A 25771-nucleotide genomic window follows, 5' to 3' on the forward strand; every position below is an offset into this window, starting at 1 on the left:
GGGGACCGCAACGACCGCAATGCTCCGTTGCGGCAAAGCGGAGAAGATAGTCGGCAACATAGGACAGGTGATTCACCTGCGAGAGGCCAATAGTCGAAGTGCCGGGACACCCCGGCAGCGACGAAGGGGAATCACCATGACCCACGCAGTCACCAGGACGCTGACCGAGTTCGACGTCGTGCAGCAGCTGGACTACGCCGAGTCCGAGGTCGGCCTCCGGACGATGGACGGCCGTTCCGAGCGCGTGCTCATGAAGACCGCGTGCCCGACCGAGTTCATCGTCCACCAGCCCGAGGTCAACGACCGAGGCGACCTGCACCTGAGCCTGGAGATCATCCGGTTCGAGCTGGTCGGTGTCAGCGAGACGCTGTGGCCGGGCGAGAAGGTCAGCGTCCTCGGCGGCGCGCTGAGCGCTCCGGACGCGCGCCCGATCCTCGGTTCGGTCCACATCCCCGCGGACCGCAGCCTCGAAGAGGGCGTCACGAGCGAGCAGGTCCTGTACCTGACCGTCGAGACGCCGATCGGCACGCTGCACAACACGACGCCGATCCGCATGACCGGCACGCTGTACCGCATCCCGCCGCTGGGCTCGCGCTTCGAGTCCAAGGGCGACGTGCCGCTGTACACCCCGCAGGGCGAGCGCTTCCTCGAGCTGTGGGCCTGCGCCAACGAGGCGTGATCGACCGAGCCGGGCGGACTCCCGTCCGCCCGGCCTTCCGGCCCTGCCAGGAGGAGACTTGTTCGACTGCGTCGTCGTCGGTGCGCGGGTCGCGGGCGCGGCCAGCGCCGTGCTGCTCGCGGAGCAGGGGCTGCGGGTCGCGCTGCTCGACCGGGACGACGTCTCCGGTCCCACGCTGTCCACGCACGTCTTCGGCGACTGGGAGGCGTTCGGCGCTCTCGGCGTCACGCACCAGTTGCTCGACGCGGGCGCACCGGTGATCACCCGGTTCCGCACCGACGTCGCCGGGTGCGCGACCGAGGCCGACCTCGCCGTGACGCCGCACGTGCTCGCCCTGCGCAGGGAACGGCTCGACCGCATCCTGCTCGACCGGGCGCTCGAGCACCGGGAGGTCACCTGGTTCGAGGGCTGCAGTGTGCAGGACCTGAGGCGCGACCACGACGGCACCGTCACGGGAGTGGTGGTGCGCGATCGCCACGGACAGCGCTCCGAACTGCTGGCCCGCGTGGTCATCGGCGCGGACGGACGGGCCTCGGGCGTCGCGCGGTCCGCCGGCGCCAAGTCCTATGTGGAGCATCCGGCGGTGCGCTGCGCCTACTACGCCTACTACCGGGACTTCGCTCCCATGCCCATCCCGACGTTCGAGTACTTCTGGTGGGGTCCGGACGTCGTGCTCGTGGCGCCCTGCGACGACGGTCTGCACTGCCTCTGCGTCATGCCCATGACGGAGGAGTTCCCGTTGTGGCGCAAGGATCACACGACCGAGTTCGAACGCAGGCTCGCGGCGATCGACACGCTCGCGCCCCGGCTGCTCGACGCGCGGAGGGTGTCGCGCGTGCTCGGCACCGCCAAGCTGGAGAGCTACCTGCGCACGCCGTCCGGTCCCGGCTGGGCGCTGGTCGGCGATGCCGGTGCGGCGGTGCACCCGTGCATCGGCGCCGGCATCGACCACGCGGTCATGTCCGCCGGCCTACTCGCGACCGCCGTCACCGGGGCACTGCGCGGCGACACGACGTGGATCGCCGCCATGGACGACTACCGCGAGGCCAGGGACGCGCGGATCCTCCCGACGCTGGAGGCCGCCTTGCGCCTGGCCCGCCGCGAACCCGTCGACGGCGAGGGACTGGGCTGGCTCCGGCTGCTGTTCACCCTTCCCGGTGCGACCCGCGACCTGGCCCACCACGCGGAACACGTCGCCCGTGACGTCTTCGGCGGACCCGTCACGGAACGCCTGCGCGGCCTCGTCGACTCACTCACGTCAGCCTAGGTCCCGCAGAGGAGCAGCCGTGGTCCCGCTCGTGTCGGCCCCTGTCCGCAAGCCCTCCCCGCTTCGCAGGGCGCTACGCCCGCTGTTCACGCGGGATCCCGCGTTCCTGGAGCCGGTGATCGCGCGCTTCACGCTGGACGGCGAGTGGCAGCGGGAGCGGGTGCGGATGATCTGCCGCTCGTTCCTCACCGGGTACAACGCCGCGGCCACGGCGGAGGACCTCAGCGAGGTGCACGCGGCGGTCCGCGAACTGCCGCGCTACTACCGGCCGTTCGCCTACGAGGGCGCGGGCATGGGCTACGGGCCCTGGTCCTACCTGCACGGCAGGCCGTTGCCGGAGTTCGAGCGGCACATCGGCTCACTCACCCCGGACACGGTCTACCAGAACCACGTGGGCCTCGGCTGGTGGCTCGGCATGGTCGCGCCGCGCCGGCCGCGCGCGATCGCGGCCTGCACGGAACTCCTCGACCACCGCTACCGGCTGCTGCCCTTCGAGGGTCTCGGATTCCGCACCGGGTTCCTGAACTCCGGCGCGGTCGCGAGGACGGCCGCGTTCGCGCGATACGGCGAGCACGGCGGCCACGTCTGCCACCAGGGATTCGGGCGCAGCCTCTGGTTCGTGCACATGGGAGACGTGCGGCAAGCGCTCGCCACCGTGGAGAGCCTCGACCCCGGTTTCCACGGTGACGCGGTGAGCGGGCTGGGACTCGGGTGCGCGTACAGCTGGCTGGACGCGCCGGAGAGGTTCGCCGGCGTGCTCGACCAGGTGCCCGCCCCGCTGCGGGCGGACTTCCTGCAGGGCGCCGCCTTCGGCTGGGAGGCGAGGCAACTGGCCGACCGCCCGTTGTTCGACGAACTGCTCGGCGGCGCGGACATCGGGCACCGGCGGCGGGTGCTCGAGGCCGTCCGCGTGGTGCACGAGGTTCGCGACGACCTCGTGCACCGGCATGTACGGCACGTGTTCTACCAGCGATGGCGGCACGGAACGCGGGACCGCGTCGGTCAGCTGATCAGCTGACCGACGCGCGCACCACGAGCCGGGGGCTGCCGACGTCGTACGCGGAGCCGTCCAAGCCCCCGGACACGGTGATGGAGCCGTGAAAACCGACCTGCCGCAAGAGGTTCACCAGTTCGGTCGCGCCGTAGAGGCGCAGGCTGTAGGACCGCTCGCGGGCGGAGCCGTCGGACGCGGTCCAGCGCAGGGACTCGGTCCACCGGCTCGTCACCGCGTCGAACGTCCGCGCGCAGCACACCAGGTCCCCGGCGCGCTCGAACCACGTCCTGCGCGCGGAGGTCAGCATGCGCTCGCGGTTCTCCGTGTCGATCACGAACACGCCACCGGGCCGCAGCGCCCTGCGCACCGCGGCGAGCGTGGCGAGGTCGTCGGGCTCCGCGGCGTAGCCGAACGCCGTGCCGACGTTGCACACCGCGTCGAACTCCGCTTCCCGAGCCAGCTCGACGAAGTCGGCGTGCACCCACTCGACCTCGACGCCGGCGCCGCGGGCGGCGGCCGTGGCGACGTCGAGCAGCGGCTCGCACCCGTCCCACCCCGTGACCACCGCCCCCGTCCGCGCGAGCGGGACGGCGATGCGCCCCTGTCCGCAGCCGAGGTCGAGCACCCTGGTGCCGGGCCGCACCCCGAGCAGGTCGCCGAGTGCGTCGACCTCCGCCGTGGTGCGGTCGGAGGTCAGGATCGACCCGACCATGCGGACGTAGTCCTCGTCCGCGAAGAATCCTCGCCACAGGTCCTGCTCATCGGTCTGCACCGTCGTTGTCATGACCCACCGCCTTCAGCGTCGTGGTGCGGGCGAGGGCCGCAGGTGGCACCACGACCCTCACCTCGGTCCGGTACTTCGCGCGGTACTCCGAGGGCGACATCGCGAACCAGGCCTTGAAGGTCCGCTCGAAGTGCGCCAGATCGCGGTAGCCGACGGCGTGGCAGATGCCGGACACCGGATCGCGCGTCTCGGCGAGCAGCTTCCTGGCTCCGCTGAGCCGCAGCATCGTCACGAAGTCGATGAACCGCCTGCCCGTCTGCGCCTTGAACGTGCGTGAGAAGTGGTAACGGCTCATGTGCGCGTGCTGGGAAGCCGTGTCGAGCGTCAGGTCGGGTTCGGCGTAGTTCTCGCGGATGAACGCGACCGCGGCCGTGATGCCGGGCGAGAGCTGCCCCGCCCACGGCTTGGGCGGCCCCGATCCGTCACCGAGGCCGGCGCGGGTCTCCCCCGCCCCGCGCAGCCGCGCGGCGAACCACAGCAGTTCCTCGACGAACCGGAGCACTCGCTCGCACAGCACCTGCGTCGTCAGCTCGTACCGGTCGCCGACGCGCAGGAAGTCGGTGTCGTGCGCGACCACCTCGGTCGGGATCACCAGGCCGCGCATCGCCGCCGCCACCGAGCGGAGGTGCTCGGTGGCGATCACCGCGTGCCCTCCCCTGGTCGACATCAGTCCCACCGGCTTGCCGGCGAACTGCCCGGAGTCGAGCTGGTCCAGCAGTTGTTTGAGGTTGCCGGAGAACGAGCTGTGGTACTGCGGGGTGACGAGCACGATCGCGTCGGCGACCCTGGCCGCCTCCCTGAGCTCGTCCGCCAGGTCGTCCCCCGCGGTGCCGTGGAGGTGCCACTGGTTCGACTCCCCGCCCTTGGCCGCCACCGCGCCCGCCGCCACCTCCAGCAACGCCCCCGAGCGGGAGGGTTCGGTGAGGCTGCCGCCCAGCAGCAGCACGCGGACGGGATCACGTGTCGACCTGGTCACCCTGCTCACCCTCGCCGGCTCCCACGCGCAGCACGACGTCCTCACCCGCGACCCTGGCGTGCCAGGTGACGACGCCGCCGCGCACGGTCCAGCCGTCGCCGGTCTCCTGGTCCGGCACCGGCCCAACCGCGTCGAGAACCACGATGCCGCCCTCCCCTGCGCGCACCCGGACGTCCCGGCCGGTGAGCTCCGCCAGCCGTCGCTGTGCGTACGCGGCGGCCAGCGCGGGCGCCCAGGAGCCGGGCGGCGGCAACGGTTCGACCATCCTGAGCCGCAGGCCCCGCCACCGTTCGGTCACCTCGCCCGCGGCGTTGTGCACCGTCAGGTCGTAGGTGAGCTCGTCCGGCCCGCAGGCGGTCTCGATCCCGACCGCCGTCACCACCGCGCCGGTGCGGTGGCCGGTGAACTCGATGTGCTCCACGGCGACCGGCAGCACCCGACGGTGCGGTACGCAGGCCTGGGCGGCGTGGATGAACGCGTCCCGCGCGCCGAAGTCGCCGAGCACCAGCCGCGGTGGCAGAAAGGCGCTGAACCACGCGGCTTTCGCGTCCACCTCGATGTCCGCGACCGAACGGCGTGCCTGGAGTTCGCGGTATCCGCGCACGCGCTGGAACCGGCGGCCGTGGAACAGCTGCCGTTCGTACAGGTCGGGCTCGGTACGGGGTTCGGCGTCCACATAGGACTCCGGACTCGGCTCGCCGGATGCTCCGACCAGGCACCGCACCCGGAAGTGGTCGACGTCGCCGCACCTCAGCGCCACCTCGACCCCGGCGGCCGTCACGACCGCGGCCAGCCTGATCGTGCGGCCCTGCTCCGGCACCGTGACCGGCCGGGTCAGCCTCAGGTCGGCGAACCCGGTGACCTGCTCCCCGGTGAGGGCGTGCGCCACCTGGGCCATCGCCTCCAGCCCGGTCACCGCGGGCAGCAGCGGCGTTCCCGCGAGAGCGTGGTCGAGCAGGTACGGATCGGTCGCCGTGGAGAGCTCGGCGTCGACGACGAGTTCGGTGCCGGGGTAGTGCAGCACCGTCTTCTCCAGGAACCGCAACGGCGGCAGGGCCGTGCCGGCGAAGCGCACGGTCGGCGGCAACCCGAACCGGCCGCTCGCCACCACGGTGGCCGGCAGCCGGCCGTCGTCGACGACGTGGGTGAGCAGCGCCAGGGCGTCCTCTGTGGACACGGGCGTGACACCGCGGCGCACCAGGGAGTCGAGCACGCCCAGCCGGTCGCCCATGCCGCCCGACGCCCACACCGACCACTCGATCGTCCGGCAGCGACAGTGCGGCAACCGGTACCGCGCTTCTTCCACCGCGAGCCTCAGCCAGTCGTTCGCGAGCGCGTAGTGGGCCTCCCCGCGCATGCCGATCTCCCCGATCACCGACCCGAAGCCGACGAGGAGCTTCAGGCGGTCCGGTTCGACGGCGTCGAGCACCGCGGCGAGGCCGGTGACCTTGGGAGCTACCGCGCGCCGCACCGCCTCGTCGTCGAGGTCGCGCAGCAACGCCGGGGTGTTCACGCCGGCGGCGTGCAGCACGGCGGTCGGCTCGCCGAGGTCCTGCCTGACCTGCTCGACCGCCGCCGCCACCTCCGCGTGGTCTGTGACATCGGCGCTCAGGTACCGCGCTTTCAGACCCAGCACGTCGAAACGGGCCATGGTGGCCTTCACATCGGGGTCGTCCGGGGCGGACCGGCCGAGCAGGGCGACGCGGGCCTGGCCGCGGCTCGCCAGTGCGAGAGCGGCTTCCGCGCCGATCCCCTTGCCGCCGCCGGTCACGAGGAGCACGTCCTCCCCGTCGAGGACGGCGCCGCCGGTGTCGGGGACCGGGTCGATCGCGGTCAGCACCGGCACCTCGCGCACCGGTCCTGGCCGGTGGATCCCGCCCCAGCGCAGCCGCGCCTCGGCGAAGCCGTCCCCGGACTCCGCCTCGGCCAGGGCGTCCTCGATCAACTCGGTCCCCGCGTCCACCGGGACGTCGATCACCCGGACGACCAGGTCGGGGCGCTCGAACACCGCTGACCGCGCGATGCCCCCCGCACCGCCGCCGTGGTGCACCACCACCAGCCGGGTCACGCCGGGATCGGCGCAGGCGTCGCGCACCGCGGCCAGCAGATGCTCCGCGTCCCGCGGCCGGCGGCGGGGATCCAGCCCCACTACCACCGCGTAGGGACCGGCGGCCGGCGAGAAGACGGCTCGCAGGGCGTCCGCCAGCGGATGGTCGTCCCCCACCCGCACGGACCACCGGCAGGCGGTCGCCGCCACGGGGCCGCGGGGCTGGTCGATCCACCGCACTGCGAACGTCCGCGCCCACGGCACGACCGGCTCGACCAGGTCCGACGACCCGTCGTGGGCCGGCGAGGCCGCCAGCAGTTCCGCGAGCTCTGCCACGGTCGAGTCGGCGAACGACGCGGACTCGTCGAGCGGGCGCACGCCGAGCCGCGTCGCCGCCTCGCTCGCGATCTGCACCAGCGTGATGGAGTTCAGGTGCAGCTCGGTCAGCAACCGCGCGTCCGGGGCGACCGCGTCGACCGGGAGTTCGGCCTGCGCGGCGATCAGGCTCCGCACCACGGTGAGCTCCGAGTCGTCCTGAGCGACCGGCTCGGGGGCCGGAGCCGGGTCCTCGGGAACGGGCGCCGCCTCGCAGGGATTCGCCAGGAACCGGCGGGGTTCGAGCGCCGGGCGCGCCGGCCGTTCCCGCTCCGCCCCGAGCTTGCCGAACGCGACCGGGGCACCGGCCGTGAAGGCCCTTGCCAGCACGGAGAACAGGCCGGTCAGAGTCGCACCGCCGGCGTCGACGGACACGCCGCCGGCCAGGTCGGCCAGCACGTGTCCCGGGCCGACCTCCACGAGCAGGTCCGTCTCCCCCATGCGTTGCAGTGCCGGGTGGAACCGCACCGGGCGCACCACCTGGTCGCACAGCAGAGCGCGCACGTCGGTGTCGGTGCCGACGGCCACGCCCGTGACAGTGGACAGCACCTGGCCCCGCGGCCGCGAGAAGCGCACTCCCTCGAGCGCCTCGGAGAGCGGTTCGATCGCGGGGGCGACCAGGGCCGAGTGGAACGCGTGCGACACCCGCAGCCGCGTCACCCTGATCCCGCTCGCGCCGGCCCGTCGCTCGACCTCCGCGACGGCGTCGGCCTCACCGGAGACGACGGTCCGCCTCGGGCCGTTGAGCGCCGCGATCACCGCGGCCAGGCCGTCGAGCAACCGGCCCGTGTCCGCCGCCGTCGCCCCCACGTCGAGCATCGCGCCGGCACCGGGGCACTTGGCCATGGCCTGGCCGCGCGCCCGCACCACTTCGAACAGGTCTCGGCGCGACAGCACGCCCGCCCAGTGCAGGGCGGTCAGCTCGCCGAGGCTGTGCCCGACCGCCACGGAGGCCTCGACCCCGAGCGACCGCAGGACCTCCAGCGCGGCGACCGAGCACGCCGTGATCGCGGGCTGCGCGATCGCGGTGTCGCGGGGGTCGTCTGCCTCGCGCGGCAGCGAGGCCAGGTCGAACACGTCGTCCGCCACGGCGAACCGGCGGGCGAGCGCACCGCCGTCGAACCGGGTCGGGGACGCCTGACCGGAGAACAGGAACCCGATGCGCGGTGGACGGTGGTGCTCGCCGAGCAACGCGCCCGGCCCGGTCACACCGTTCAGCAGGCCGTCCAGGCGCGTGACGAGCTGCGCCGGGCTGTCCGCGACCACCGCGGCGCGCCAGGGCAGCGCGGCGGGCGCGCGTTCGATCGCGAGGTCGCGCAGCTGTCCGAAGCTCATGCCGCGGGCGGCCGCACGCACCGCGGCCACCTCGGCGAGCAACTCGTCGCGCGAGGAGGCCGCGAACGGGACCAGTTCCACGTCCTGCGCGGTCCGGGCGAGCCGTCGTTCCTGGAGGCTCAGCGAGGTCCGCCGCAGGGTCGCCGCGCCCTCCACGGTGAGGTGGGCGTTGATGCCGCCGAACCCCATCGCGCTCACGCCCGCGCGCACCGGCCGGTCCACCGGCCACGGCCGCGGCTCGCGCAACACCTGCAGCGGCGCGTCCGGCGCGAGCAGTTCCGCGTGCGGGCTCTCGCAGGCCGTCGCGGGCGGCAGCACCTGCCGGTCCACGCTCAGCACGGCCTTGATCAGCCCGGCCACGCCCGCCGCCGCCTTGGTGTGGCCGATGTTCGCCTTCACCGACCCGATCGCCGCGCCACCGGGCGACGCTCCCGCGGACCGGCAGGCCTCGCTCAGTGCGGCCAGCTCGACCGAGTCGCCGTGGTTCGTCCCGGTTCCGTGTCCCTCGAAGAGCGCGACCGTCGAGATGTCGTACCCCGCCATGTCGTAGGCGCGGCGCAACGCGAGCACCTGCCCGGCGCGCTCTGGTCTGGTGAGCCCGCCCGCGCCATCCGACGACACGCCCCAGCCGCGGAGCAGCGCGTGCACCCTGGCTCCCCACGCGAGCGCGTCGGCATGCCGGGCGAGCACGACGACGCCGCAGCCCTCACCCGGCCAGAAACCGGAGGACCGCTGGTCGTAGACGCGCATCAAGCCCGTCGCGAGCGCATGTGTCTTCGCGAACCCCACCAGCTCGAACGGGTCGAGGCTGAGGTCCACCCCGCCCGCGAGCACGAGGTCGAGGTCCCCTCGCCGCAACGCCTCCGCGCCGTTGACCACCGCGAGCAACGACGAGGCGCACGCCCCGTCGACGGTGAAGCCGCCGCCGTGGAAGTCGAACTCGTTGCAGATGCGGCCCGCGATGGTGTTCGAGAGCCCGCCACTCAGCGAGTCCTCGCCGATCGGTGCGAAGGGGGCTTTGAAGTCGCGTTCCAGGCCAGTGAGGAAGTCCGCGACCGCGTCCTGTTCCCACCCCTTGTCCCGCAACGCGTTCCCGACCACCCTGCCGACGTAGGGCCACCGCAGCCGCAGCACCGAGGTGCGCGAGAACTCGCCGGTGAGGGTGTTGCCGAGGACCACTCCGACGCGGTCGCGGTCCGCGGGCGCCGCGTCCGGGAAGCCCGCGTCGGCCAGCGCCTCGCCGGCCACGTCGAGCGCGAGCCAGTGCGTGAGGTCGGCGGACCGGTAGGTCGACCCGGAGACGCGGTGGCGGACCCGGTCGAACTCGTAGTCCTCCAGCACCGCGGCCTGGGTGGAGTACACCGCGTCCGGCGTCGCCGGGTCCGGCGAGTGGTAGTCGTCGAGCCGCAGCCGCTCGTCCGGCAGGCGGCGGAACGACCGGCGCTGGCTCAGCACGTTGCGCCACAACTGACCGGGGTGGTCGGCCTCCGGATAGCGGCAGGCCATGCCGATGACCGCGATGGCGTCCGTCACGTCAGCCGCCCCTCGGTCCGCTGGCCGCGCCAGTGCCGTGCCCAGAGGTAGAGGCCGCGACCCGCGCACACGAGGACGAGGCAGAAGAAGATCCCGTAGGAGACGTGGATCAGCATGAAGAACGCGTAGGCGGCGGCGCTGGCCATGCCGAACGCCACCTGGTTGAGCTTGCCGACCGGGGTGGTGCCGGGGTCAGTGATCATGTAGTTGGTGAACAGGATGAACGCAACGCCGGTCATCGGGGCGAGCGCGCCGATGACCGAGATGTCGGTGAACACCCCGCGCAGCACCGCCTGCAGGGCGAAGCCGCCGACCCAGCCGGCGATCAGCGGCCACTTGCCCGTCAGCTGGGTGTTGATCATCAGGCCGCTCATCAGCAGCCCGATGGGGATGATCCAGTCGAGCGGGCCGCCGAACGTGGCGGTGAAGTGGTAGGGCATGCCGATGCCGACCCACTGGAAGAGCACCAGGGTGGCGGAGATGCCGAGGTTCGAGGGGTTGAACACGTGCCGCATCCGGCCGTTGACCGGGGCGCGCCACAGGTACTTGGCGCTCGCGGAGACCACGGCGGCGAACGCGAACGGCCACAGCATGCCGCCGGGGTAGATGAGCAGCGCGATGGCCATGCCCGCGATGTGCGACGGCAACAGGAAGTTCACCATCCGCAGCCAGCCGCCCCGGTACTCGGCACGGCGGCCGTGCGCCCAGGCGTCCAGCGTCTCCAGCGCGAGCGCGGCCGCGTAGGAGGTCAGTGTCGACACCACGGGCGCGGCCCACGGCGTCTCCAGGCCGAGCCACAGGTGCCCGACGACGGTGAAGATCGTGATGGTGGTCGCGAACCGGCGGAGCGCGGCGAGGCGTTTGTCCTTCGGCACCACCGGTTTCTCCGGAGCGATGGGTCCGGTCGGTGGCGCGATCACCTCCGGGGCCTCGACGGGGCGGGTCTCCTTGATCGCCATGTCACTCTCCCAACAGGATGGTGTGACGGCCCGTCGTCACGGCGGACGTGCGGTGCCGGACGGTGCCGCCGGTGTCGCGCCAGGTGAGTTCGACCGAGGTGGGCGTGGCGTCGCCCAGTCCGAAGTGGAGCTCGGTGCTGCGCACGCTGGCGTGCCCGTTGCCGCCGTCGACCTGGGCGCTCAGCCTGCGCCCGTCGGAGAGCACGATCGTCGCGGTGGCGCCGATGGCCAGGACGCCGCGCAGCTTGTCGCCCTCTTCTCCCGACACGGTGCGGAATCCGGAGCCGTCGGACGGCAGCAGCAGGCGCAGCACGGTGCTGCGCGCGTCACCGGTGCCCCGGTTGAGGTAGAAGAACGACTCGGCCCACTGGCGGGCGACCGCGAGGTCGAGCCGGCCGTCGCCGTTCACGTCCGCGGTGGCCACTCCCCTGCTGGTGCCGGGATCGGTCAGCCCGATCACGTCCCCGGCGTTCGCCCAGCGGCCGTCGGGTCCGCGCACGAAGAACTGGTCGTTCTGGTTGCCCGCGAGCTCCCAGCCGGGGGTGTGGTTCATCCACGCGCCGGTGAAGCGGAGCAACCCGTCGTTCGCCATCGCGAGTTCGGAGACCTGCGGCCAGAGGTTGGCCGTGCCCTCGGTGAACCCGGTCGACTGCACCAGTTCCGGCACGGTGTCGTTGTCGAAGTCGCCGAACTTCGCGTCCCAGCCCCAGCCGCTGCGGGCCAGCGAGAGGTCCTCGCTCGCGTCGGTGAACGGTGCGCGGCCGGCGTCGAGAGCCCTCTCGTCACCCGTGTTGAGCCAGGCGAAGTTGCTCTCCATGAGGCCGAACTCGCAGGAGATGTTGCTGACGAACATGTCCGTGCGGCCGTCGGAGTTCATGTCGGCGAAGTCGATGCCCATCCCCTTGAACGAGTCGACGCCGAGCTGTTTCGACCGCGGCACGGCGAACCCGGCCTCACCGCGCACCTCCGCGAGGCGGACCCGCCCCGGTGTCGAGCGGTTGACGAAGAGCCGGTCCGGGCCGAAGTCGTGCGCGAAGTACAGCTCCGGCAACAGGTCGCCGTTGAGGTCCTGGGCGCCGATGGCGAGGGTCCAGCCCGCAGCCGCGTCCGGGGTGAGCACGTCGCGGGCCTCGGTCCAGCCGCCCTTGCCGTCCCCGAGGTAGATCCGGTCGATCCCGCCGTTGAAGGCGCGCGACATCGAGTCCTGCATCTGCGTCGCAGGCTCGAACCGGGCGGTGGGGTCGAGCAGCCGGGCACCGTCCGGGAAGTAGTTGCCCACGACCATGTCCAGCTTGCCGTCGCCGTCGATGTCGGTGCTCAGCACCGTGTCGGTGAACCAGCGCTGCTCGCCCTGCACCAACTCGGACGGCGTGAACACCGCGCTGCCGAACGGGCCGGGCTCGTGCTTGAAGACCACGGGCGTGCGGCCCCAGTAGTAGGTCACCACATCGGTGTCCGCGTCACCGTCGAAGTCGAGCGGCAGGCAGCCCATCGGCGCCATCGTCGAGTCCATGTGCAGCGGTGTCACGTCCAGCACGAACGGCCGGTAGCGGTCCTTGGCGTGCGCGGGCGACACCGTGATCGTGTCGGTGCGCGGATCACTCAGGCACAGGTCGTCGGCCCGGCCGTTGCCGTCGAGGTCTCCCAGCGCGACGGCGGCCCCGACCGCGGAGATCCACGTGGAGATCTTCTCCAGGTCCGGGGCGACGCGGCGCTCCGTGCGCATGCCGTCGACCGCGACCGACGCGATCGGCGCGCGGTCGAACGCGAACCGCTCGCGCAGCCGGTCCGCGTCACCCGCGGTCGCCGACGGCAGTCTGGTGAACAATCCCACGACAAAGATCAGAATCACCGCGAAAAAGCCGGCGGCGTACTTCCTCGGACCTGACGGGCGACTCACGGAATTACCCCCTCGTCCTTCGACTTCCGAAGTATCCGAAAATGCTCGCGGCAGTGTCAACGCGCAATAAAAGGAGCAATATCAGCAGCATTGACGCAATCGCGAATTCGAACCTAGATTCGTGGGTCATGGCGACGACCTACGAGTACTCGCACACCGTGACGCTCGACGAGACGAACCTGCTCGGCAACGTCTACTTCGTGCACTACCTGCGCTGGCAGGGCCACTGCCGGGAACTGTTCCTGCGCACCTATGCGCCCTCGGTGTTCGCCGAGCTCGACGCGTCGCAGGCGATCGTGACCACCCGGTGCGGGTGCGAGTACCTCGCCGAGCTGATGGCGTTCGACCAGGTGGCCGTGCGCATGCGTGCGGGCGAGGTGACGACGAACCGGCTCACCCTGCTGTTCGAGTACTGGCGGGTGAACGAGAACGGCGAGGAACTCGTCGCGCGCGGCGAACAGCAACTCGCGTGGCTGGTGCGCGACGGCGAGCGCTTTCTCCCGGACGCGGTACCGGAAGAATTGCTCACCGCAATTGACGCATATCTGCGCGGGAACCAGCCGACCGCCATTGGTGCATGTACATGAAGCGGTTCGCGGCGGTGTCCGGCAGCGCGGGCATCTCCACGGTGTCGCGCACGGCGTCCACGACCACCGGGTGGAACAGGAAGAGCTGCGGGGCGTCCGCGACGACCTTGCGCTGGACGCGGTCGACGAGCACCTTGCGCGCCGCGACGTCCAGTTCGGTCTGGCTCGCGTCGAGCAGCCGGTCGACCTCCCCGTCGCGGTAGGCGAGCCGGTTCCAGCCGACGGGCGTGAGCATCGACGAGTGGTAGAAGGCGTGCAGGAAAACCGGATCCGGGTGCGGCACCAGGGCCATGACCAGTGCCTCGTACTCGCGGGTCCGCACGCGGGTGCGCAGCAGCTCCGCCATCGGCAGTGCCTCCACGCGCACGTCGACACCGACCGCGGCGCAGTGCTCGGCGACCAGCTCGGCGGTCCGCCGCTTGACCTCGTCGCCGTCGACCGTGGTGATCGTGAACGCGAGATCGCCGATTCCCGCTTCGCGCAACAACGTCCGGGCGAGCGGAGGATCGTGCTCGAACCTCGGCACGTCCTCGCACGACCAGGCGCCGCCCGGCGCGAACGGGCTGTGCGCGACCTGGCCCTCCCCTCCCAGCACCCGCTCCACGAGCGCGGTGCGGTCCACCGCGTGGCACAGGGCGCGGCGCACCCGCCGGTCGGCGAACTTCGGATGGCCTGTGTTGAACCCGAGATACGTGAAGCTCGCGTCGAGCGACCGCACCAGCCGCACCGCGTCCGCACCGCGCACCCGTTCGGCAAGCCTCGGTGGGAGACCGGGCACGAAGTCCGCCTGCCCGCGAAGGATCTGCTCCACCGCACCGTCCTGATCGGACACCAACCGCCACACCACCTCGTCGATCGGCGGCCGCCCGAGGTGGTAGTCGTCGTGCGCGCGCAGCACCAGTTCCGCGCCGTCGCGCCGCGCGAACCGGAACGCGCCGGACCCGACCGGCGCCGCGTCCGCCGGGTGGTCCCGCAGCGGTGCCCCCGCGAAGACGTGCCGCGGAATGATCGGCCGCCACGCCAGCGCCGCGAGGAACGGCGCGTACGGGGCGGGCAGCACGGCCCGCAGGTGCCGTTCGCCGACGGCGGTGAAGCGGATCTCCTCGCCCCGCACCAGGAACTCCGGCCGGCGCGCGCTGCCGACGGCCGGGTCGAGGATCGACTCGAAGGTGAACACCGCGTCCTGCGCGGTCACCGGCCTGCCGTCGTGCCAGCGGGCCCGGGTCAGCAACTCGAAGTCCCACGTGAGTCCGTCGGGCGACTGGTGCCACCGCCGCAGAAGCCTGCCGGGCACGTGCCGGCCAGCGCCGTCGGTCAGCACGAGGTGGTCGTAGATCCGGTTGAGCACCTCGCCCGTCGCGAGGTCGCGGTAGAGGATCGGGTTCAGCGCGCCGACGTCCTGCGTTCGCGCGATCACGACGGTCGAGTCCACCGCCACTCCCAGGAGTTCCAGGTGACGTACGAGCCGAAGATGCCGACCGGCCGCACCCCGGTCAGGTCCCGGTGGGCGGTGGTGACGCCAGGCGGGAAGAACAACGGGATGGCGGGCAGTTCCCGCGACCACACGAGCTGTTGCTCGCGCATCAGGTCCCAGCGGTGTTCGTCGTCCTGTGCCGTGGCCATCGCGTCGAGCAGGGCGTCGTTCTCCTCGTCTCGCCAGCCGCACACGTTGATCCCGTACCACTCGTTGTCGTCGGGGATCTTCGACGAGTGCCAGAGCAGGTAGCCGTTGGTCTCCATGCCCATCGACCACGCGAACAGCGCCAGGTGCGGGAACTGCCGACGGCGGAACCGCGGGAAGGCCTCGTCCGCGGGCGCGAGCTCGACGCGCAGGTCGATCCCTGCCCTGGCGAGCTGCCGTTGCAGCATCAGCGCCGTCTCCGGCCTGGTCGACGACGACGTCCAGCGCCCCGTCGCCGAGGGCTTGGTCGTCAGCAGGTGCAGCGATAGCGGTTCGCCCGAGCGGTCGACCAGCACGCCGTCCGGACCGTCGGTGAAACCCGCCTCGCGCAACAGGCTCCGCGCCCGGTCGAGGTCGAACGGGTATGTCTGGGCGGCGGGCTGGAACGCGGGGTGGCTCGGCGGCAGCCAGGACGACGCCGCCTTCGGCACCCCGCTGTGCAGGGCGTGGGAGATCTCCTCGACGTCGATGGCGTGCGCGAGCGCGTGCCGCACCCGCCGGTCGGCGAGCACCGGGTCGTCCAGGTTGCAGTCGACGTGTTCCCACAGCAGGGAGTCGGTGTACCGGACCTCCACGTGCGGCGCGTGCCGCGCGATGTACTCGCCGTCCGCCGGGCTGAACGAGGTCAGGTCCGTCACGTCGACCTCGCCCGCGATCACCGCCTCGCGCAGTTCCGCGGGGCCGGGGTAGAAGCGGAAGACGATCCGTTCGATCTCGGGACGGCCGCGCGGGTGCTCGCCGTTGGCGCGGACGCTGAGGTGCGAGCCTTCCGCCCACTCCTCGAACCAGTAGGCGCCGTTGTAGGTCGGGGCGCGCAGGAACGGGTGCCGATCCCTCACCTCCGGCCGGTGCAGGCCCTCCCCTTCGAGCAGATGCCGCGGCAGCACGGTCCCCCACTCCTCGAACGGCGCGAACGGCCGGTCTGCCCGCCAGCGCACGACGAGCGTCAGCGGGTCGTCGGGTGGGACCTCCATCTCACTGATGCTCTCGATCACCGTGTGGTGCGGGTACGGCGGTGGCGTGGCGCTGAGCAGTTCGTAGGTGAACAGCGCGTCGGAGGCGGTGACCGGCCGGCCGTCGTGCCAGCTCAGTCCGTCCCGCAACCGCCACCGCACCTCGGTGCGCCCGTCCGGCAGCACGCGCCACCGGCCGTTGGCGCGGGTGGGGATCTCGGTGGCGAGCTCCGGCCACGGCCGCCACCGGTCGTCGTAGCGGACGAGCTTGAGCAGCAGCGTGCTGAGCACCGCCCAGCTGGCGTGCCGGAGGCTGAAGTCCTGCACGAGCACGTCCGGCTCCTCGCACAGGCCGACCACCACGGCCTCGTGGCCGATCGTGGGCTCCACGGCCCTACACCGCGGAGCCGAAGGTGAGCGGAATCTGGTGCGCCGCACTGTCGCGCAGCACCCCGAACACCACCCCGTCGCCCGGCTTGTACGCGCCCAGCAGCGAGCGGAAGCCGCGGAAGTCGTCGAACTCGCGCTCGTCCAGCGAAGTCACGACGTCACCCGGCCGCAGCCCAGCGGCCTCCGCGGGAGCACCCGCCACGACGGCCAGCACGTGGATGCCGCGCCGCCCCTCCTCGACGACGTCCGCGCTGACATAGCGCAGTCCCATCCGCAGGCCCTGCCAGACGATCGGCCGGATGTCCTCGCCGTCCTCGACGTAGGCCTTGAGCACCTTGAGGTCCGTCGCCCAGCCGAGGTCCATGCTCTCCCGCAGCCACTGTTCGGCGATCCCGGGACCGTAGCCCTCGATCAGCACCGTCACCGAGGTGCGGCCGCCGTCGAGCTCCTCCAGGTCGATCGTGTTCAGGTAGTGGTAGCTGTCGTTGTCGTTGAACACGAGGTTGTCCTGGATCAACCGCCGCGGCGGATCGACCACCATGAACGTTCCTGGCCGCGACGGCCCGTACGCGTACTCGTAGAGGAACGACCCGCCGGCCCTCAGGTCGAGGTGGGCGTCGGTGGTCTCCCACCGGTTCAGCTCGTCGGTGTCGGTCAGGGCGGCCCAGACCCGCTCCCGTTCCGCCTCGATGATGATCGTGTTGCTGCTGTTCCGCTTCATCGGCACCTAACCTCCCGGCGAATTCCGCCCACCTTTCTAGCCGAGGCCGGACAACACCCACAACGACAAGCAAGAATTGCCGTAGAGCAGATATTGCGATTCCTGATGAATAACCGCAACAAAGTCCAGACACGATCCTTGCCCGGCATCGGACCAGCGGCTACGTTCGGCGAAGCTGACATTCCGGAAAGGTTCGCCATGACCGCTCGGGACAATGCTTCCCAGGTGCGCAGACGTGCACTCCTGACCGGCACGACGGCAATTGCCGCGAGTTCTCTGCTGCCCGCGAACGCGCGGGCAAGCTCTTTCGACCCCGGCGACTGGGCGTCGGTGCGCCGCCAGTTCCGGCTGTCGCACGACTACCTGCAGTTCTCCGCGTACATGCTCTCCGCGCAGCCCGCGCCGGTGCGCGAGGCCGTGGCCCGCGTGCGCGACCAGCTCGACGCCGACCCGTACCTGCACGGCCTCGGCCCGAGCGACATCAACCAGGGGGTCGGGATCCGCGCGGCGCTCGCCACCCACCTCGGCGCGGCGCCCGGCGAGGTGGCGCTCACCGACAGCGCGACGATGGGGATCGGCCTGCTCTACAGCGGCCTGTCCCTCGCGCCCGGCGACGACGTGGTGACCACTGAGCACGACTTCTACGCGACGCACGAAGCGTTGCGGCTCAAGGCTTCCACCAGTGGTGCGACTGTGCGCCGCATCCGGCTGTACGACGACCCGGCCTCGGCGTCCGTCGACCGGATCGTCGGCTCGCTGGTCGCGGCGATCCGGCCGAGCACCCGCGCGCTCGCGCTGACGTGGGTGCACTCGAGCACCGGCGTGAAGCTGCCAGTGCCCGAGATCGCCGCGGCATTGCGCCCGATCAACGCCGAACGCCCGCCCGGCCAGCGGGTTCTGCTCTTCCTGGACGGCGTGCACGGATTCGGCGCCCAGGACGTCGCGGTCGCGCGGCTCGGCTGTGACTTCTTCGTGTCGTCACTGCACAAGTGGATCTTCGGGCCGCGAGGTACCGGTTTCGTCTGGGGCACCGAGGAGGCGTGGCGGCGCGTCACGCCGGTGATCCCCAGCTTCTCGATCCCGGCGATCATCGGCTGGATCGAGGGCACGCCACCCGTCGGGCCGCCCGGCGAGCTCAACACCCCCGGCGGCTACCACACGTTCGAGAACCGGTGGGCGGTGCCGGCCGCGCTCGAGTTCCACCGCGCGATCGGCCAGGCGCGGATCGCCGCGCGGGTCACCGAGCAGGCGAGCCGGTTCAAGGCGGCGCTGAGCGAGATGCGGCACGTCCGGCTGATCACCCCGCGCAACCCCGTGCTGTCCGCCGGGCTGATCTGCTTCGAGGTGGCGGGGTTCGACTCGACCGGGGCCGTCGAGCGGCTGTTCCACGACCACCGGGTCGCGGCGACCGACACCCCGTACCGCCCGTCCTACGTGCGGGTGGGACCGTCGATCGTGACGACGCCGCGCGAGGTCGACCGCGCGGCCGCCGCCGTGGCCCGGTTGCGGCCATGACCGTCGGATTCCGGATCGCACGGGTGCTCGTGGTGGCAGCGGTCGGCGTACCCGTGCTCGCCGCGGGTTACCTGGTGCTGCTGGTCTTCACGTCGCGGACGCCCGCCCGGCGCAGGACGGCCCGCGCGGCGACGCGGGTGGTCCAGGCGCTCGGCCCGGCGTTCGTCAAGGTGGGACAGCTGGTCGCGTCGCGGCGGGACCTGTTGCCGGCTGAGGTGATCACCGAACTGGCGGTGCTCACCGAGTCCGTCCGGACCGTCTCGCCGCGGCAGAGCCGCGCGGCGCTGCGGAAGTGGGAACCGCACCTGCGGGAGGTCGACCACCGGCCGGTCGCGGCGGGCAGCATCGCGTGCGTCTACCGGGGCCGCCGCCACGACGGGCGCGAGGTGGCGCTGAAGATCCGCCGGCCGGGGATCGACCGGGCGATGCGCGCCGATCTCGCGCTGGTGCGCGGCGCCGCGCGCGTGCTCGCCGTATTCCTGCGCGGCGTTCCGATCGTGGAGATGACCGGGCACGTGTGCGCGGCCGTGCACGGCCAGCTGGACTTCACGGCCGAGGCACGGAGCCTGGAGGAGTTGCGGCGCAACCTGTCCGGCATCGGGGCAGCCGTGGTGCCCGCGGTGCACCAGGACCTCAGCACACCGGACTGCGTCGTCATGGACTACGTGCCCGGCCTGTCGTCGGCGGCCACGCACTCCGGTGACCTGGGGGTGCGGCTCGCCCGGGACACGCTGAAGGTGTTCTTCCGCATGCTGTTCATCGACCGGTTCGTGCACTGCGACCTGCATCCGGGCAACCTGTACCACACGGCCGGTGGCGAGGTCGTGGTGCTGGACGCGGGGTTCTGCGTGCTGCTGCCCGAGCGCGTGCACCGTCAGTTCACCGAGTTCTTCTACCACTTCGGCAACGGCAACGGGGACCGCTGCGCCGAGGTCATGATCGACAGCGCGGTGTCGGTGCGGCCGGACGCCGACCTCGCCGCGTTCCGCGCTGGCGTCGCGGACCTGGTGGGCCGCAACGCACACGTGGCCGCCAAGGACTTCAGCATGGCAGGCTTCACCGCAGGGCTGTTCGACCTGCAACGGTCGTGCGGGCTCTACGGCGACGCGCGGTTCGTGTTCCCGCTGCTGTCGATCCTGGTGCTCGAGGGGACGTTGCGCGACCTGCACCCGGAACTCGACTTCCAGGCCGCCGCGACGCCGTACCTCCTGCGCGCCATGGCGAAGTGAGGGAGAGACACGGTGGCCGTGCGCCGAATCCTGCTGTACCAGGCGTTCACGAACCTCTCGCTGTTCATGCCGGTGTGGATCTTCTTCATGCAGGTGGTCCACGAGCTCACGCTCACCGAGATCACCGTGATGCTCGGCATCTCCTGGCTCGTCACGGCGCTCGCCGAGGTGCCGGCCGGCGCGGTCGCGGACACGGTCGGCCGCAAGGCCTCGCTCGCGCTCGGGTCGGTGCTCGTCGCGGCCGGCACCGCGCTCGTCACGTTCGCGTCCGGCTACGGGTGGGTGCTGGCGTCCTACCTCGTGTGGTCGGTGGGCCTCGCGCTGCAGTCCGGCGCGGACCACGCGTTGCTGTACGACTCGCTGGTGCAGGAGGGCCGTCAGGACGAGTACCACGCGGTGGCGTCCAAGTCGTTCGCCGTCGTGCAGCTCGCCCAGGGCGTGTCCGCGGTCGCGGGCGGCTGGCTCGCGGGCATCTCGCTGCCGTTGCCGATGCTCGCCACGAGCGTGTTCACCGCGCTGTCGCTGGTGTTCCTCGTCGGACTGCGCGAGCCCGCGGCCGAGAAGGCCGAGAAGGCGGGGTACCGGGCGACGCTCGCGCAAGCGACCTCGTTCGTGGGCTCCCACCCGCCGGTGCGCTACCTGATGATCTACACGTCGCTGGTCGCCGCCGCCGTGTGGGTCGTCGTGTTCGTGCTGTTCCAGCCCTACCTGGGCACGCACCAGGTGCCGGTGGCGTGGTTCGGTGCGCTGTTCCTAGCGATCCGGCTGGCCTCGGTGGCGGGGTCACGGCTCAGTCCGCACCTCGTGCGGGTCGCCGACGCGTCGCGCTGGCTGCTGGCCGCACCGCTCGCGTTCACCGCACTGCTGCTGGTGGTCGCGCTCGCGGGTTCGTGGTGGTGGCTCGGTGTGGCGATGATGGCGGTGCTGAGCTTCGGTCAGGGCGTCTTCCGGCCGTTGCTCGCGTTGCTGCTGAACGAACAGGCGTCCGCGGCGGTGCGCGCGACGCTGCTGTCGTTGCAGAGCCTGGTGTACACGATCGTCATCGCCACGCTGCAACCCCTGGCTGGCGTACTCGGCGACCACTGGGGTGTGGCGGCGTCGTTCGCGGCGCTTGCCTGCGTGACGACCGGCGCGGCGGCAGTGCGGCTCGCGTGGTCCGCGCGTGCGGTCAGGACTGCTTCGACATGATCACGACGTGGTACCCGTCCGGGTCCGCGACGAGGGCCATCCGCTCACCCCACGGCTGCAACGCCGGTTCCGCCAGCACCTCGACACCGTGCTCGCGCAGGTGCTCGACCGCCTCGTCGCAGTCGTCGGCGTAGACGCAGAGCTGGAACTGCGCGGTGGGCGCGGAGGTGAGCTCGGCCGGGTTCTCGCCGATGCCCACGGTGGCGTCGCCGAGCTTCAGGCTTACGTAGCTCTGACCGTCCTCGGCGAAGCGGTAGGTCTCGGTGAAGCCGAGCAGGTCCTGGTAGAAACCGAGCGACTGCTGCAGGTTCGCCGTGGTGATGATGGGAAACGCGGTCGCGAACACGGGACGATGCTAACGGCGGACCGAGTGCCGCGCAGTTCGGGCCACCCGTCCGAGAGACCGTCTTCCGGCACGGGAAAAGGCCGCGTCCACTGGGGTTGGACGCGGCCTGCGGATCTCGCTGTTCCCCTTCCCCTCGCCGCCACCGTCCGGGGGGATCGAGCCGGTGGCGGCGAGGGGAGACCACGGACCTCCGCGAGACCCGTCGTGTGGCCACCCCGGCCCGTGGAGAGGTGACCCTGTCGTCAGTCGAGGCGGGACGCGGCGACCTTCGCGTGGCCCGGCCAGGTCTTGGCGGAGGAGGACGGCAGCAGCACCCAGTCCTTCATCGGCCTGCCGTTCTTCGCCGGGTCGAACTCGGAGGCGCCCTTCGACTTCATCGCCTTCTCGAGTTCGTTGGTACCCGCGCCCAGCTTGAACGCGACGCCCTCGCCGAACAGGGCGACGATCGCCTTGCCGGAGTACTTCAGGCACGGCAGGCCGAACATCTTCGACGCGGTGAAGCCCTGCGGAGTCATCTCCTCGGTGAGCTGGTCGAACGCGTCCTTGGCGGCTGCAGTCATCGAGCTGACCGTCCTTCCTGGTTCTCGTCGGCGGCGTCGGTCGCGGCCGCCGGTTCGTGGGCCGGGGCGGCGGGCGCCGTCGGCATCTTGAGCAGCAGCAGTGCGAGGACCGCGCCGACCACGGCGACGCCACCGGCGGTGAGCAACGCGACGGAGAAGCCGTCCACGATCGCTTCGCCGGGTCCGGTGCGGCCGTCGGCGACAGCCGCGTTCGTCCCGCTCGTCGCCACGGCCACGAGGACGGCGAGGCCGACCGCGCCACCGATCTGCTGCGTGGTGTTGATGAGGCCGGAGGCGAGCCCGGCCTCCTCCGGCGGTGCCAGCGCGGTCGCGGCGATGATCACGCCGACGAACGCGAGACCGGAGCCGACGCCGGTGAGCACCGACGGCCCGAGCACGTCGATCAGGAAGCCACCGCCCTCACCGGGCGCGCGCAGGGCCGCGAACCAGAACTGGCCGGCGCCGATCACCAGCAGGCCGAGCGCGAGGGTGTTCCTGAACCCGATCCGCGCCACCACCTTGGCGGTGAGGTTCGCGGTGACGGCGAGCGCGACGGCAACCGGCAGCTGACCCAGCCCCGACTGCATCGGGGAGAAGCCGAGCACCTGCTGCATGTACAGCGTGAGGAAGAAGAAGTACGGGAACGACGCTGCGGTGAGCGCGATGGCGGTGATGTTCGCGCCGCGCAGCATCGGCTGCCGGAAGATCCGCAACGGGATCAGCGGCTCCGCCGCCTTCGTCTCGACCACGAAGAACCCGGCCAGCAGCACGATCGAGAGCCCGCCGAGCAACAGCGTGTTCGCCGAGGCCCAGCCGACCGTGTTCGCGTTGATCACCGTGTAGACGAGCAACCCGAGGCCGAGGGTCACCGTGATCGCACCGGCCAGGTCGGTCGACCTCGACTGCGCCACCGCCCGCACACCGGGCAGCAGCGAGGGCGCGAGCAGCACCGCCGCGAGGCCCACCGGGACGTTCACGAACAGCACGGCCTGCCAGCCGATCCACTCGGTGAGCACTCCGCCGAGGATCGCGCCCGCGGCACCGCCGACACCCGACATCGCGGCGAACACGCCCAGCGCCTTGTTGCGGCCGGGCCCCGCGGGAAAGATGATCATCAGCAGGGCCAGGGCGGCCGGCGACACCAGTGCGGCGCCGAGCCCCTGGGCCGCCCGCGCCGCGACCAGCCAGAACGGTGTCTGGGCCAGGCCGCCGAGCAACGACGCCACCGTGAACAGGACCATGCCGAACACGAAGAGGCGCCGGGGACCGAACAGGTCGGCACTTCGGCCCCCGAGCAGCAGGAAGCCGCCGAAAGCCAGCGTGTACGCGTTCGACACCCAGGACAGGTCATCCTGCGGGAAGTCCAGGCCGCGCTGGATCGACGGCAGCGCCACGTTCATGATCGACGCGTCGAGGACCAGCACGAACTGGGTGACCGCGAGCAGGGCGAGCGCGACGCCCGTCCTCTGCACCGCGGCCGATGATGTCGACATGAGGGTCTACCCCCTTGATAACCGGAAGAGGAGGTTCCATTCCGTTTAGGAAGGCGACCATACGGAATCCAGATTCCGGTGTCAACGACCCGGTAGACTTGGAGATATGAGCGCATCTCCCCCCGCAACCGAGGGTCAGGCCCCCGTTCAGCGCCCACTGCGAGCCGACGCTCGGCGCAATCGCGAGCGGATCCTGGTGGCCGCGAAGAGCGCGCTCGGGGCCGAGGGCGCGGACGTGCAGATGGAGACCATCGCCAAACAGGCAGGCGTCGGCGTGGGAACGCTCTACCGACACTTCCCGACCAAGCACGCGCTCCTCGCCGAAATCACCCGTCAGTGGGTGCTGGAGCGGATCGACAACGCCACCACCGCGCTGGTGTTCAGCGATCCGTGGATGAGCTTGACGTCGTTCCTGGTGAGCAGTGGCGAGGCGATGTCCAGGGACGCCGGCCTGTGTGAGGTGTTCAGCGAGGTCGCGACGTTCGACCTGTGCGAGGAGGAGAGCGCCGAGTACGCGCGGTTGCTCGACACCATCATCACGCGCGCGCACGCGGAGAAGGTGATGCGCCCGGACGTGTCGGTGGAGGACCTCCAGGGCCTGCTCTACGGCCTGTCGCACTCGATCGCGATCATGAGCAAGCGCTGGCAGATGTTCGTCGACGTGATGGCGGCAGGGCTGCGCGCCCGCGACTGAGCCGGGCGCTCCGCGACGGCGGCTCACCCCCGTCTGAGCACGCGGAGTTCGTGGGCGTACCACAGGCGGGTGGTGTCGACCCGGTATTCCAACCGGAACCCGAATTCCACAACCTGCCGCACCACCTGCGCGACCTCGGCGTGCCGCACCCATTCCCGCGCCAGCACCAGGTCGTGCAGCTGGTTGGCGACCGCACGCCACCTCGGCCGGCACGCCATGTCCTTGTAGATGAGCGCACCGCCGGGTTTGACCGCCGCGCACGCCCGGCGCAGCACCTCGGTGCGGTCGGCGACGGACACGTGGTGGAGCACGTCGACCAGGCACACGACGTCGAACTCGCGGTCCGGCCACTCCCCGGTGACGTCACCGGGTCCGAACTCGAGCCGCGAGCCGCTCCCCCACACCCGCGCGGCCACGAGCCGTGCCTCGCCGAGCGCCGCGGGCGACAGCTCGAACCCGGTTCCCTCGATCCGGCGGCCGAGCGCGGCGAGCAACCCGAGGAGCAGCCCGGAGCCGCACCCCGCGTCGAGCACCGTCGCGCCCACCGGCACGTGCGGCACGATCAGCTCGAACGGGCAGATCCACGGCCTGTGCACCTGCCTGAGCCGCAGGCCCGGTCCCCGGCCCTGGTACAGGCCTGACGCAAGTCCGACCAGCTCACGCGCCCTCATCGCAGCTGACTCCCCACCAGTTGGCACGCGGCGAGCGCCGCGAGGTAGAGCTGCAGCTGCCGGTCGTGCAGCAACAGCGCGTCCGGTTCCTCCGCGTCGCCCCGGTCGATGAGCAGGTTGAGCCGCAGCACGGCCAGCAGGAACGGCACGATGCCCGCCGCGTGCACGGTGGGCGCGATGCCGCCGCTCAGGTGTGCGGCCCACAGGCAGTAGGTCACGATCATGACGCCGGAACAGGTCGCGCGGACCGTTACGAGGTACCCGATCGTGTAGCTGTCGAGGGTCGCGCGGGTGGCCGTGGTTCCGCCGGAACGGAGTTCCGACTCCCGTTTGCCCATCACCAGGGTGAGGGCGCCCATCGAGACCACCAGCAGGTACCAGTTGGTGACGCCTACGCCGACCGCGACGGCACCGCCGAGTGCTCGCAGCACGTGGCACGACGCGACGGCGGCCAGGTCGGCGACCGCGATCCGGCGCAACCAGAGCGTGTACGTCGTGCTCAGCACGAGGTAGCCGAACACCACGGCGGCGAACCGCCAGCCGAGCGCCAGCAGGGCGCAGGCCAGTGCCGTGCCGATCGCCAGCGTCCCCGCGGTCGCCGCCGCGCGCACCGAGATCAGGCCCGCCGCGACCGGGCGGTACCGCTTGGCCGGGTGCGCCCGGTCGGACTCGGCGTCCGACGCGTCGTTGATCAGGTACGTGCCGCTCGCGGCGACGCAGAAGACGGCGAACGCCACGAGCGTGCGCAGCAGGCCGTCGAGTTGCAGCAACGTCCCGGAGGCCAGCGGCGCCGTGAACACCATGCCGTTCTTGAGCCATTGCTTCGGCCGGGCACCGCGAGCCAGCGCGACCGCGATGGACCGCACTCGCGACCGCGCCGGCACCGCGGTCATG

General features: G+C 71.5%; 21 protein-coding genes. 8 read left to right on the plus strand and 13 right to left on the minus strand.

Features of this window, described 5'->3' with window-relative positions; genetic code table 11:
• Positions 1 to 136: 136 nt before the first annotated feature.
• From ACSHWB_RS38395 to ACSHWB_RS38405, 3 genes are read left to right on the plus strand one after another with little or no spacing between them, the layout of a single operon-like run.
• A complete protein-coding gene (locus ACSHWB_RS38395) occupies positions 137 to 679 on the plus strand; it encodes a hypothetical protein (RefSeq protein ID WP_439658222.1) in 543 nt (180 codons plus the stop codon).
• A gap of 58 nt (positions 680 to 737) precedes the next feature.
• The gene (locus ACSHWB_RS38400; RefSeq protein ID WP_439658223.1) at positions 738 to 1946 is read left to right on the plus strand and encodes an NAD(P)/FAD-dependent oxidoreductase; all 1209 of its coding nucleotides are present in this window, start codon (positions 738 to 740) and stop codon (positions 1944 to 1946) included.
• 19 nt (positions 1947 to 1965) lie between these two features.
• On the plus strand, positions 1966 to 2964 hold the full coding sequence (locus ACSHWB_RS38405; protein ID WP_439658224.1) for a DUF1702 family protein: 999 nt from the start codon (positions 1966 to 1968) through the stop codon (positions 2962 to 2964).
• Here ACSHWB_RS38405 and ACSHWB_RS38410 read toward each other — a convergent pair.
• Genes ACSHWB_RS38410 through ACSHWB_RS38430 form a run of 5 tightly spaced genes read right to left on the minus strand, consistent with a single transcriptional unit; the run spans position 2957 to position 12783 of the window.
• Entirely contained in the window at positions 2957 to 3724 is a 768-nt protein-coding gene (locus tag ACSHWB_RS38410; RefSeq protein ID WP_439658225.1) for a class I SAM-dependent methyltransferase, read from the minus strand. The two genes, ACSHWB_RS38405 and ACSHWB_RS38410, sit on opposite strands and share 8 nt — an antisense overlap.
• The gene (locus tag ACSHWB_RS38415; RefSeq protein ID WP_439658226.1) at positions 3699 to 4700 is read right to left on the minus strand and encodes an NAD(P)H-dependent oxidoreductase; all 1002 of its coding nucleotides are present in this window, start codon (positions 4698 to 4700) and stop codon (positions 3699 to 3701) included. The genes ACSHWB_RS38410 and ACSHWB_RS38415 overlap by 26 nt, the downstream gene beginning before the upstream one ends.
• Positions 4681 to 9990 carry a type I polyketide synthase gene (locus ACSHWB_RS38420; RefSeq protein WP_439658227.1) on the minus strand — a complete coding sequence of 1770 codons (5310 nt, stop codon included), beginning with the start codon at positions 9988 to 9990 and terminating at the stop codon, positions 4681 to 4683. Before ACSHWB_RS38420 ends, ACSHWB_RS38415 begins: the two co-directional genes overlap by 20 nt.
• Complete coding sequence (locus tag ACSHWB_RS38425; RefSeq protein WP_439658228.1) at positions 9987 to 10949, minus strand: enediyne biosynthesis protein UnbU; 963 nt, start codon at positions 10947 to 10949, stop codon at positions 9987 to 9989. The genes ACSHWB_RS38420 and ACSHWB_RS38425 overlap by 4 nt, the downstream gene beginning before the upstream one ends.
• Before the next feature lies 1 nt (position 10950).
• Entirely contained in the window at positions 10951 to 12783 is a 1833-nt protein-coding gene (locus tag ACSHWB_RS38430) for a CRTAC1 family protein (protein ID WP_439658229.1), read from the minus strand.
• A gap of 194 nt (positions 12784 to 12977) precedes the next feature.
• On the opposite strand from ACSHWB_RS38430, the gene ACSHWB_RS38435 reads away from it, so the two are divergent.
• A complete protein-coding gene (locus ACSHWB_RS38435) occupies positions 12978 to 13436 on the plus strand; it encodes an acyl-CoA thioesterase (protein ID WP_439658230.1) in 459 nt (152 codons plus the stop codon).
• On the opposite strand, the gene ACSHWB_RS38440 is transcribed toward ACSHWB_RS38435, so the two are convergent.
• From ACSHWB_RS38440 to ACSHWB_RS38450, 3 genes are read right to left on the minus strand one after another with little or no spacing between them, the layout of a single operon-like run.
• Positions 13375 to 14868 carry an ABC transporter substrate-binding protein gene (locus ACSHWB_RS38440; protein ID WP_439658231.1) on the minus strand — a complete coding sequence of 498 codons (1494 nt, stop codon included), beginning with the start codon at positions 14866 to 14868 and terminating at the stop codon, positions 13375 to 13377. The genes ACSHWB_RS38435 and ACSHWB_RS38440 overlap by 62 nt on opposite strands.
• Positions 14850 to 16460: a peptide ABC transporter substrate-binding protein gene (locus ACSHWB_RS38445; protein ID WP_439658232.1), complete on the minus strand. Its 1611-nt coding sequence runs from the start codon at positions 16458 to 16460 to the stop codon at positions 14850 to 14852. Before ACSHWB_RS38445 ends, ACSHWB_RS38440 begins: the two co-directional genes overlap by 19 nt.
• Before the next feature lie 4 nt (positions 16461 to 16464).
• Positions 16465 to 17181, minus strand: a complete 717-nt coding sequence (locus ACSHWB_RS38450) for an SRPBCC domain-containing protein (protein WP_439658233.1) — start codon at positions 17179 to 17181, stop codon at positions 16465 to 16467.
• 225 nt (positions 17182 to 17406) lie between these two features.
• On the opposite strand from ACSHWB_RS38450, the gene ACSHWB_RS38455 reads away from it, so the two are divergent.
• From ACSHWB_RS38455 to ACSHWB_RS38465, 3 genes are read left to right on the plus strand one after another with little or no spacing between them, the layout of a single operon-like run.
• A complete protein-coding gene (locus ACSHWB_RS38455; RefSeq protein WP_439658234.1) occupies positions 17407 to 18696 on the plus strand; it encodes an aminotransferase class V-fold PLP-dependent enzyme in 1290 nt (429 codons plus the stop codon).
• Positions 18693 to 19925, plus strand: a complete 1233-nt coding sequence (locus ACSHWB_RS38460) for an ABC1 kinase family protein (RefSeq protein WP_439658235.1) — start codon at positions 18693 to 18695, stop codon at positions 19923 to 19925. The genes ACSHWB_RS38455 and ACSHWB_RS38460 overlap by 4 nt, the downstream gene beginning before the upstream one ends.
• A gap of 12 nt (positions 19926 to 19937) precedes the next feature.
• Positions 19938 to 21113: an MFS transporter gene (locus ACSHWB_RS38465; protein ID WP_439658236.1), complete on the plus strand. Its 1176-nt coding sequence runs from the start codon at positions 19938 to 19940 to the stop codon at positions 21111 to 21113.
• Here the strand turns inward: ACSHWB_RS38465 and ACSHWB_RS38470 are convergent.
• The 3 genes from ACSHWB_RS38470 to ACSHWB_RS38480 all read right to left on the minus strand — a co-directional run bounded on the left by ACSHWB_RS38470 (position 21094) and on the right by ACSHWB_RS38480 (position 23512).
• Complete coding sequence (locus tag ACSHWB_RS38470) at positions 21094 to 21459, minus strand: VOC family protein (protein ID WP_439658237.1); 366 nt, start codon at positions 21457 to 21459, stop codon at positions 21094 to 21096. The two genes, ACSHWB_RS38465 and ACSHWB_RS38470, sit on opposite strands and share 20 nt — an antisense overlap.
• Before the next feature lie 242 nt (positions 21460 to 21701).
• Positions 21702 to 22019, minus strand: coding sequence for a hypothetical protein (locus tag ACSHWB_RS38475; RefSeq protein WP_439658238.1), 318 nt, complete (start codon positions 22017 to 22019; stop codon positions 21702 to 21704).
• A complete protein-coding gene (locus ACSHWB_RS38480) occupies positions 22016 to 23512 on the minus strand; it encodes an MFS transporter (protein ID WP_439658239.1) in 1497 nt (498 codons plus the stop codon). The genes ACSHWB_RS38475 and ACSHWB_RS38480 overlap by 4 nt, the downstream gene beginning before the upstream one ends.
• 106 nt (positions 23513 to 23618) lie before the next feature.
• On the opposite strand from ACSHWB_RS38480, the gene ACSHWB_RS38485 reads away from it, so the two are divergent.
• Positions 23619 to 24206 (plus strand): TetR/AcrR family transcriptional regulator, encoded by a 588-nt coding sequence (locus ACSHWB_RS38485; protein WP_439658240.1) that lies wholly within the window; start codon positions 23619 to 23621, stop codon positions 24204 to 24206.
• A 23-nt stretch (positions 24207 to 24229) separates the two neighbouring features.
• Here ACSHWB_RS38485 and ACSHWB_RS38490 read toward each other — a convergent pair whose 3' ends face one another.
• Together ACSHWB_RS38490 and ACSHWB_RS38495 are read right to left on the minus strand one after the other, a co-directional pair.
• The gene (locus ACSHWB_RS38490) at positions 24230 to 24877 is read right to left on the minus strand and encodes a class I SAM-dependent methyltransferase (RefSeq protein WP_439658241.1); all 648 of its coding nucleotides are present in this window, start codon (positions 24875 to 24877) and stop codon (positions 24230 to 24232) included.
• Positions 24874 to 25770, minus strand: a complete 897-nt coding sequence (locus ACSHWB_RS38495) for a decaprenyl-phosphate phosphoribosyltransferase (RefSeq protein WP_439658242.1) — start codon at positions 25768 to 25770, stop codon at positions 24874 to 24876. The genes ACSHWB_RS38490 and ACSHWB_RS38495 overlap by 4 nt, the downstream gene beginning before the upstream one ends.
• Position 25771 lies beyond the last annotated feature (1 nt).

This window comes from Lentzea sp. HUAS TT2, assembly GCF_051853195.1.
Lineage (GTDB): Bacteria > Actinomycetota > Actinomycetes > Mycobacteriales > Pseudonocardiaceae > Lentzea.

Coding starts and splice junctions, on each gene's coding strand:
- ACSHWB_RS38435 (WP_439658230.1), top strand. CDS start 12,978: ATGGCGACGACCTACGAGTACTCGCACACCGTGACGCTCGACGAGACG.
- ACSHWB_RS38485 (WP_439658240.1), top strand. CDS start 23,619: ATGAGCGCATCTCCCCCCGCAACCGAGGGTCAGGCCCCCGTTCAGCGC.
- ACSHWB_RS38410 (WP_439658225.1), bottom strand. CDS start 3,724: ATGACAACGACGGTGCAGACCGATGAGCAGGACCTGTGGCGAGGATTC.
- ACSHWB_RS38450 (WP_439658233.1), bottom strand. CDS start 17,181: ATGAAGCGGAACAGCAGCAACACGATCATCATCGAGGCGGAACGGGAG.
- ACSHWB_RS38460 (WP_439658235.1), top strand. CDS start 18,693: ATGACCGTCGGATTCCGGATCGCACGGGTGCTCGTGGTGGCAGCGGTC.
- ACSHWB_RS38395 (WP_439658222.1), top strand. CDS start 137: ATGACCCACGCAGTCACCAGGACGCTGACCGAGTTCGACGTCGTGCAG.
- ACSHWB_RS38475 (WP_439658238.1), bottom strand. CDS start 22,019: ATGACTGCAGCCGCCAAGGACGCGTTCGACCAGCTCACCGAGGAGATG.
- ACSHWB_RS38425 (WP_439658228.1), bottom strand. CDS start 10,949: ATGGCGATCAAGGAGACCCGCCCCGTCGAGGCCCCGGAGGTGATCGCG.
- ACSHWB_RS38480 (WP_439658239.1), bottom strand. CDS start 23,512: ATGTCGACATCATCGGCCGCGGTGCAGAGGACGGGCGTCGCGCTCGCC.
- ACSHWB_RS38490 (WP_439658241.1), bottom strand. CDS start 24,877: ATGAGGGCGCGTGAGCTGGTCGGACTTGCGTCAGGCCTGTACCAGGGC.
- ACSHWB_RS38495 (WP_439658242.1), bottom strand. CDS start 25,770: ATGACCGCGGTGCCGGCGCGGTCGCGAGTGCGGTCCATCGCGGTCGCG.